The sequence below is a fragment of the Nonomuraea sp. NPDC003754 genome, assembly GCF_053605785.1.
On the sequence record NZ_JBSGJX010000028.1, the window covers coordinates 115098 to 121683 of the forward strand.

At 71.6% G+C, this 6586-nt stretch carries 7 protein-coding genes; 5 read left to right on the forward strand and 2 right to left on the reverse strand.

Annotated elements, in window-relative coordinates; all coding sequences use genetic code 11:
- The first annotated feature begins 57 nt into the window (after positions 1–57).
- Positions 58–1437, forward strand: coding sequence for a cytochrome ubiquinol oxidase subunit I (locus ACWEVS_RS30230; RefSeq protein WP_449923585.1), 1380 nt, complete (start codon positions 58–60; stop codon positions 1435–1437).
- Between the two features lie 12 nt (positions 1438–1449).
- Positions 1450–2454 carry a cytochrome d ubiquinol oxidase subunit II gene (gene cydB / locus ACWEVS_RS30235; RefSeq protein ID WP_452554246.1) on the forward strand — a complete coding sequence of 335 codons (1005 nt, stop codon included), beginning with the start codon at positions 1450–1452 and terminating at the stop codon, positions 2452–2454.
- A gap of 236 nt (positions 2455–2690) precedes the next feature.
- On the opposite strand, the gene ACWEVS_RS30240 is transcribed toward cydB, so the two are convergent.
- Positions 2691–2816 (reverse strand): hypothetical protein, encoded by a 126-nt coding sequence (locus ACWEVS_RS30240; protein WP_452554247.1) that lies wholly within the window; start codon positions 2814–2816, stop codon positions 2691–2693.
- A 51-nt stretch (positions 2817–2867) separates the two neighbouring features.
- Here ACWEVS_RS30240 and ACWEVS_RS30245 point away from each other — a divergent pair, with 51 nt between their 5' ends.
- On the forward strand, positions 2868–4394 hold the full coding sequence (locus tag ACWEVS_RS30245; protein WP_452554248.1) for a carboxylesterase/lipase family protein: 1527 nt from the start codon (positions 2868–2870) through the stop codon (positions 4392–4394).
- Positions 4395–4659: 265 nt separating this feature from the next.
- A complete protein-coding gene (locus ACWEVS_RS30250) occupies positions 4660–5829 on the forward strand; it encodes a macrolide family glycosyltransferase (RefSeq protein ID WP_452554249.1) in 1170 nt (389 codons plus the stop codon).
- 117 nt (positions 5830–5946) lie between these two features.
- On the opposite strand, the gene ACWEVS_RS30255 is transcribed toward ACWEVS_RS30250, so the two are convergent.
- Positions 5947–6099 (reverse strand): hypothetical protein, encoded by a 153-nt coding sequence (locus ACWEVS_RS30255; protein WP_452554250.1) that lies wholly within the window; start codon positions 6097–6099, stop codon positions 5947–5949.
- A 4-nt stretch (positions 6100–6103) separates the two neighbouring features.
- Between ACWEVS_RS30255 and ACWEVS_RS30260 the strand changes: the two genes are divergently transcribed.
- Complete coding sequence (locus ACWEVS_RS30260) at positions 6104–6535, forward strand: TetR-like C-terminal domain-containing protein (RefSeq protein WP_452554251.1); 432 nt, start codon at positions 6104–6106, stop codon at positions 6533–6535.
- The last annotated feature ends 51 nt before the right edge of the window (positions 6536–6586 follow it).

Consider the following 6586-nt stretch of genomic DNA (forward strand, 5'->3'; position numbering starts at 1 on the left):
TCGCGATCCCGGCGCGCCATGACAATAGGAACACGATCGGACACTTAGAGTCATCCCATGGATGCCTTGGATCTCGCGCGCCTGCAATTCGGGATCACCACCGTGTACCACTTCCTGTTCGTGCCCGTCACGATCGGGATGTCGCTGATGGTGGCCATCCTGAACACGGCCTGGGTGCGCACGGGGAAGAAGGCGTACCTGCGGGCGACCAAGTTCTGGGGCACGCTCTTCCTGATCAACTTCGCCATGGGCGTGGTGACGGGGATCGTGCAGGAGTTCCAGTTCGGCATGAACTGGAGCTCCTACTCCAGGTTCGTCGGTGACATCTTCGGCGCCCCGCTCGCGCTGGAGGCGCTGCTGGCCTTCTTCCTGGAGTCGACGTTCCTGGGGCTGTGGATCTTCGGCTGGGACCGGCTGCCGAAACGGGTGCACCTCGCGTGCATCTGGGTGGTCGCGATCGGCACGATCGTGTCGGCCTACTTCATCCTGGCCGCCAACTCCTTCATGCAGTGGCCGGTGGGCTTCAAGGTCGACGGCCGCGCCGAGCTGACCGACTTCGGGGCCGTGCTGACCAACAAGGTCCTGCTGGCCACCTTCCCGCACACGGTCTTCGGCTGCTGGCTGGCCGGGGGAGTGATCCTCATGGCCGTCTCCGCCTGGCATCTGGCCAGGCACAGAGACGTCGACGTCTTCCGCCCGTCGCTGCGGCTCGGCGCGGTCGTGGTGCTGATCGGCGCCCTCGGCGGCCTGGTCTCCGGCGACCTGCTCGGCAAGATCATGACGCAGACCCAGCCGATGAAGATGGCCGCCGCCGAGGCCCTCTACGAGACCCAGCAGCCGGCGCCGTTCTCCCTGTTCACCATCGGGACGCTCGACGGCACGCAGCCGATCTTCTCGCTGGAGATCCCGGGCCTGCTGTCCCAGCTGGCCACCGGCTCGTTCGACGGCAAGGTCCAGGGCGTCAACGACATCCAGGCCGAGTACCAGAAGCGATTCGGCCCCGGCGACTACCGCCCCTACATCCCGGTCGCCTACTGGAGCTTCCGGCTCATGATCGGATTCGGCCTGCTCGCGGCCGCGGTGGCGGTCGCCGTCCTGTGGCTGACCCGCGGACGGCGCATCCGCGGCAAGGACTGGGTCTGGCGGGCCGCCGTCTGGTCGGTGGTGCTGCCCTTCCTCGCCCACAGCTTCGGCTGGATCTTCACCGAGATGGCCAGGCAACCGTGGATCGTCTTCAGCCAGATGAGGACCCTCCACGGCGTCTCACCCAGCGTCGGCGCCGGCACGGTGCTGACCTCGCTGATCGCCTTCACCGCCCTGTACGGCGTGCTGGCCGTGGTGGAGGCCGGCCTGATGATCAAGTACGCCAGGGTGGCCCCGCCCGACGTCGACGAGAGCGAACCGCGCGACGGCGGCGAGATGTCGTTCGCCTACTAGGAGGATCGGACAGTGGAGCTCACCGACATCTGGTTCGTGGCGATCGCGGTCCTGTGGGTCGGATACTTCGTCCTGGAGGGCTTCGACTTCGGCGTCGGCATGCTGCTGCCCGTCATCGCCAGGGACGACACCGAACGCCGCGTGATGATCAACACGATCGGCCCCCTGTGGGACGGCAACGAGGTGTGGCTGATCACCGCGGGCGGCGCCACCTTCGCCGCCTTCCCCGAGTGGTACGCGTCTCTGTTCAGCGGGTTCTACCTGCCGCTGCTGCTGATCCTGCTCGCGCTGATCGTGCGCGGGGTGGCCTTCGAGTACCGTGCCAAGCGAGACTCGCGGACGTGGCGGCGGCGCTGGGACGCGGCCATCATCGCGGGGTCGTTCGTGCCCGCGCTGCTGTGGGGCGTCGCGTTCGCCAACATCGTGCGCGGCGTGAAGCTCGACGCCCGGCACGAGTACGTCGGCACGGTCTGGGACCTGCTCAACCCGTACGCCCTGCTCGGCGGGCTCACGACGCTGGCGTTGTTCGCCGCGCACGGCGCCGTCTTCGTGGCCCTGAAGACCACCGGCGAGATCAGCGGGCGGGCGGCCGGGGTGGCGTTGCGGACGGGCGTGGTAGCGGCGGTCCTCGCGGTGGTCTTCCTGGCCTGGACGCAGCTGGCGGGCGGCCAGGCCGGCACGGTGATCCTGGCCGCCCTGGCCGTCCTGTCCTTCGCCGGCGCGCTGGCCGCCATCGCCAGAGGGCGTCAGGGCTGGTCGTTCCTGTTCTCGGCGGTCGCCATCGGCGTGGCGGTGATCAGCCTGTTCGCCGTCCTCTATCCCAACGTCCTGCCGTCCACGATCAACCCGGCCTACAGCCTGACCGTCGAGAACGCGGCCGCGACACCGAAGACGCTCGGCATCATGACCTGGGTCGCGGTGGTCTTCCTGCCGGTGGTGCTGCTCTACCAGGGATGGACCTACTGGGTCTTCCGCCGCAGGATCAGCGTCCGCGACATCCCCGCCTCGTCCCACTGACCTCGTCAACCCGGCCACTCACGGCTGCTTCGCGTCCGGTGACCGGACCCGAGCGGAGGGCCTTCTGGTGCGTGCTCGCCCCTCGGTGCGATCCGCCGCGGCGGTTTTCGCCGGGACCCGCGGTGGCGTGAACCCTTTCCGGGGCTGACGACAAGACACCGGTGAGGCCGTGTCCGCCCGCCACTCCCGGGCGGTAACGCCTCGCAGTCCAGACATCAAGAACCCGGCAGACGGCCTCATCGGCCGACCTCGCGTGCTACGGCTCGGGGCCCGGCGGTGTTGGCGGTGTTGGCGGCGATGGCGCGGCCGGGGGCGGCGGCGACGCCGAGGACCCGGGTCCCGGGACGTTTGTCCTGGATCATCGAGGATCGATGAATCTTCTGGGCCGGGGCGGGATCCAGCAGCGTTGAGGCATGCGAATCCTTCTTGCGACACTCGCCGTGGCCGGGATGGTCACGGGCACCGGCCCGGCGCAGCGGCCGTCGGACGGTGCCGTCGTCACGACCGACACCGGAGCCGTGCGCGGCGTCGTGACCGATCAGCACCGCGTCTTCCAGGGCATCCCGTACGCCACCGCGGGCCGGTGGGAGAGCCCCAGGCCCGCCGGGCGCTGGAACGGCGTCAAGGACGCGACCCGGCCCGGCCCGCTGTGCCCGCAGGTCGGCTCCCCCTACGCCCCGATCTCCAGCACGACCGAGGACTGCCTGGTCCTCAACGTCACCGCCCCTCGCGAGCCGGGACGCGACCGTCCCGTCATGGTGTGGATCCACGGGGACGGGGCGGTCGGCGGCGGGCACTTCTCCGACGCCCGCAAGCTGGCCTCCCGCGGCGTCGTCGTCGTGACGATCAACTACCGGCTCGGCGTGTTCAACGGCTTCAGCTACCCCGGCCTCGAGGACGGGGGCACCTACGGCCTGCAGGACCAGCAGGAGGCCCTGCGCTGGGTCAGGCGCAACGCCGCAGCCTTCGGCGGAGACCCGTCGAACGTCACCGCGTTCGGCGTCTCCTTCGGCGCGCTCGCCATCGGCGGCCACCTCACCTCACCCGGCGCCAAGGGCCTGTTCCAGCGGGTGGCCATGCAGAGCGGCGAGACGATGATGGACATGCCGGCGGGCAGCCTGGTCCCCGGCATGCCGGCCCTGCCGACCTTCGCCTGGCGCAGCGCCGGGGACGCCGAGGCGGTCGGCAAGGAGTACGCCGCCAGGCTGGGCTGCCAGGACCTGGCGTGCCTGCGCGCGCTGCCGGTGAAGAAGATCCTCGACGTGCCGCAGATCATGAACGCCTTCCAGGTGTACGCCTACGGCAACAGGGTGCTTCCCGAACTGCCGTCCACGGCGATCAGGAAGGGCCGCTTCCACCGGGTTCCCGTGCTGGCCGGCGCGACCAAGGACGAGCACCGGATCTTCGTGGGGATGACCTACGACGCGGCCGGCAAGCCGGTCACCGCCGAGCAGTACGGCACGCTGCTCAAGACCGCCTTCGGCAAGGACGCCGACCGGGTGATGCGCAGGTACCCGCTGTCGGAGCACGCCTCGCCCGGCCAGGCGTGGGCGGCGGTGATGACCGACAGGATCTGGGCGCGCGGCACCCACGAGCAGAACACCCTGCTCGCCAGGCACGTGCCCGTCTACGGCTACGAGTTCGCCGACCGCCAGGCGCCGATGTTCCTGCCGTTGCAGGTGGACTTCGACTGGGGCGCCTACCACGCCGGTGACCTGCCGTACCTCTTCCCGGAAGAGAAGGCCCGGCTGAGCCCCGCCCAGGAAAGGCTGTCGGAACAGATGGTCGGGTACTGGACGAACTTCGCCCGCACCGGCTCGCCCAACGGCCGCGGGCTGCCGGTCTGGCGCAGGCTCGCCCACGGCACCCAGTCGCTCGCGCCGGGCGCGATCCGGCCGATCGACTACGCCGCCGCGCACCGGCTCGACTTCTGGAAGTAGCCGGACCGGTCGCACGCGACGACCGCGGTGCCGGCCGGGCAGCCGCGGCTCACCCGGCCGGCACCGGGCGAGCGGCCGCCCGGCGCGCCCGTGCGCTCCACCCCCGCCCGGCGCGCCCGTGCGCTCCACCCGCGGCCAGTGTGTTCTCCAGCAGCGGAAAGACGGCAGCCTGATCCTTTCCCGGGGAAGGACTCCGCTGGGGAATACGCAGGCCGGCGCCGGAGCCCGACAGCCGCACGGCCGTGGATCTGAAGAGAGTTCTGTCATGTCACGCAAACATGTCGCCATGGTCGGCATCCCGGCCGTCAGCCACGTCCTGCCCGGCCTCGAAGTCATCCGCGAGCTGGTGGGCCGCGGGCACCGGGTGACCTACGCCAACGACCCGGCCGTGGCACACCTGATCACGCCCACGGGTGCCGAGCTGGTCCCGTACGAGTCGAGCCTGCCCGTCGCCGACGACGGCTGGCCCGCCGATCCCATCCAGGCGATGCGGGTCTTCCTCGACGACAACATCCGCATGCTGCCGCAGCTGCGCGCCGCCTACGACCGCGACCCGGCCGACCTGTACCTGTACGACATCGGCGGCTACGCCGCCAGGGCGCTCGCCGAGTCGCAGGACCGCCCGATGATGCAGCTGTCACCCACCTACGTGGCGTGGAAGGGATACCAGGAGCAGGTCGCCGCGCACCTGTGGCAGTTGCCCGGCGCCGGGGCCTACCGGGCGGCGTTCGCCGCATGGCTGGCCACCTCCGGGGCGACCACCACTGACGTCGACTCCTTCCCCGGGCGGCCGGAACGGGCCGTGGCGCTGATCCCGCGAGCCATGCAGCCGAACGCCGACCTGGTCGAGACCGAGGCGGTGACGTTCACCGGCCCGTGCCTGGGAGAGCGCCCGCACCAGGGCGGCTGGAGCCGTCCCGCCGGAGCCGGCAAGGTGCTGCTGGTCTCGCTCGGGTCGGCCTTCACCCGGCAGCCCGCCTTCTACCGCGCGTGCCTGGCCGCCTTCGGCGACCTGCCCGGCTGGCATGTGGTGCTCCAGATCGGCAGGCACGTCGACCCGGCCGACCTGGGCCGCGTGCCGGGCAACGTCGAGGTGCGCCCCTGGGTGCCGCAGCCGGCGGTCCTGCTGCAGGCGGACGCGTTCGTCACCCACGCCGGCATGGGCGGGTGCGGCGAGGGCCTGTTCGCGGGCGTGCCCATGATCGCCGTGCCGCAGGCGGTCGACCAGTTCGACAACGCCGACCGGCTGGTGGAGCTGGGCGTCGCCCGACGGGTGGACACGGCCGAGGCCACCGCGGGGCTGCTGCGCCGTACGTTGCTGGAGCTGACCTCCGACCCGGCGGTGGCGCGCAGGGCGGCGGAGCTGCGCGAGGAGGTACGCGCCGAGGGCGGGGCCGGGCGGGCGGCCGACGTGGTGGAGAGCCTGCTGCCCTGAGGCGGGCGGCCGGCGCCGAGGGGACGGGCCGCGCGCGGAGCCGGCCGTACACCCCGGCCTCGGTGGTCAACCGCCGCCTCCCGCGCCGGCTGCCACGGCACCGGCACGGTGGGGCGCTCAGCGATCGGCGTGGTGGTCGCCCGGCCCGTCGACGCCGCCCCGCGGCGGCTGCTCGGCCGGGAACACGATCACGCTCGCCAGGTGGGGGCGGCGATCCGGCGCGGGCCCGTTGCCCCACCGCTTCGCGAAGACCTCGCGCAACTCACCCATCAACATGGACGGCTACGCCGAACTCCAGCGTCAGGTCCGCGCTGCGCCACGCGGCACGGGCACGCTGTCCGCGGTGCACGACCTCGTGCGCGCCTACGCCGCCTTCGCCGTCGCCAACCCGCAGCTGTACCGGCTGATGATGGGCACGGGCATCACGGCCCGCGCGCAGTACGCCGAACTGACCGAAGCCCACGACCGGACCTGCGCGATCCTGATCGACGCCGTCGCGCTGGCGCAGGAGGCGGGCGAGGTGGAGCCGGGAGACCCAGTCACGGTCGCGGTGACGCTGTGGTGCCTGGTGCACGGCCTGTCCACGCTGGCCGTCGACGGCCGCATCGATGCCGGTGCGGTGGACGCCGAGATCGGGCGGAGCCTGGAGATCCTCGAGCACGGCCTGCGGCCCCGCCCCTCCCATGCGGAGCGGGGGCGACCCTGAGCCGCCGTCGGGGGGGGGCGGGGTGGCCCGAGGGAACGGCGGCCCCGCGGA

Excerpts from the sequence above, each read along its gene's own strand:
- ACWEVS_RS30230 (WP_449923585.1), top strand. The coding sequence starts at position 58 with ATGGATGCCTTGGATCTCGCGCGCCTGCAATTCGGGATCACCACCGTG.
- ACWEVS_RS30240 (WP_452554247.1), bottom strand. The coding sequence starts at position 2,816 with ATGATCCAGGACAAACGTCCCGGGACCCGGGTCCTCGGCGTCGCCGCC.
- ACWEVS_RS30245 (WP_452554248.1), top strand. The coding sequence starts at position 2,868 with ATGCGAATCCTTCTTGCGACACTCGCCGTGGCCGGGATGGTCACGGGC.
- ACWEVS_RS30250 (WP_452554249.1), top strand. The coding sequence starts at position 4,660 with ATGTCACGCAAACATGTCGCCATGGTCGGCATCCCGGCCGTCAGCCAC.
- ACWEVS_RS30255 (WP_452554250.1), bottom strand. The coding sequence starts at position 6,099 with ATGGGTGAGTTGCGCGAGGTCTTCGCGAAGCGGTGGGGCAACGGGCCC.
- ACWEVS_RS30260 (WP_452554251.1), top strand. The coding sequence starts at position 6,104 with ATGGACGGCTACGCCGAACTCCAGCGTCAGGTCCGCGCTGCGCCACGC.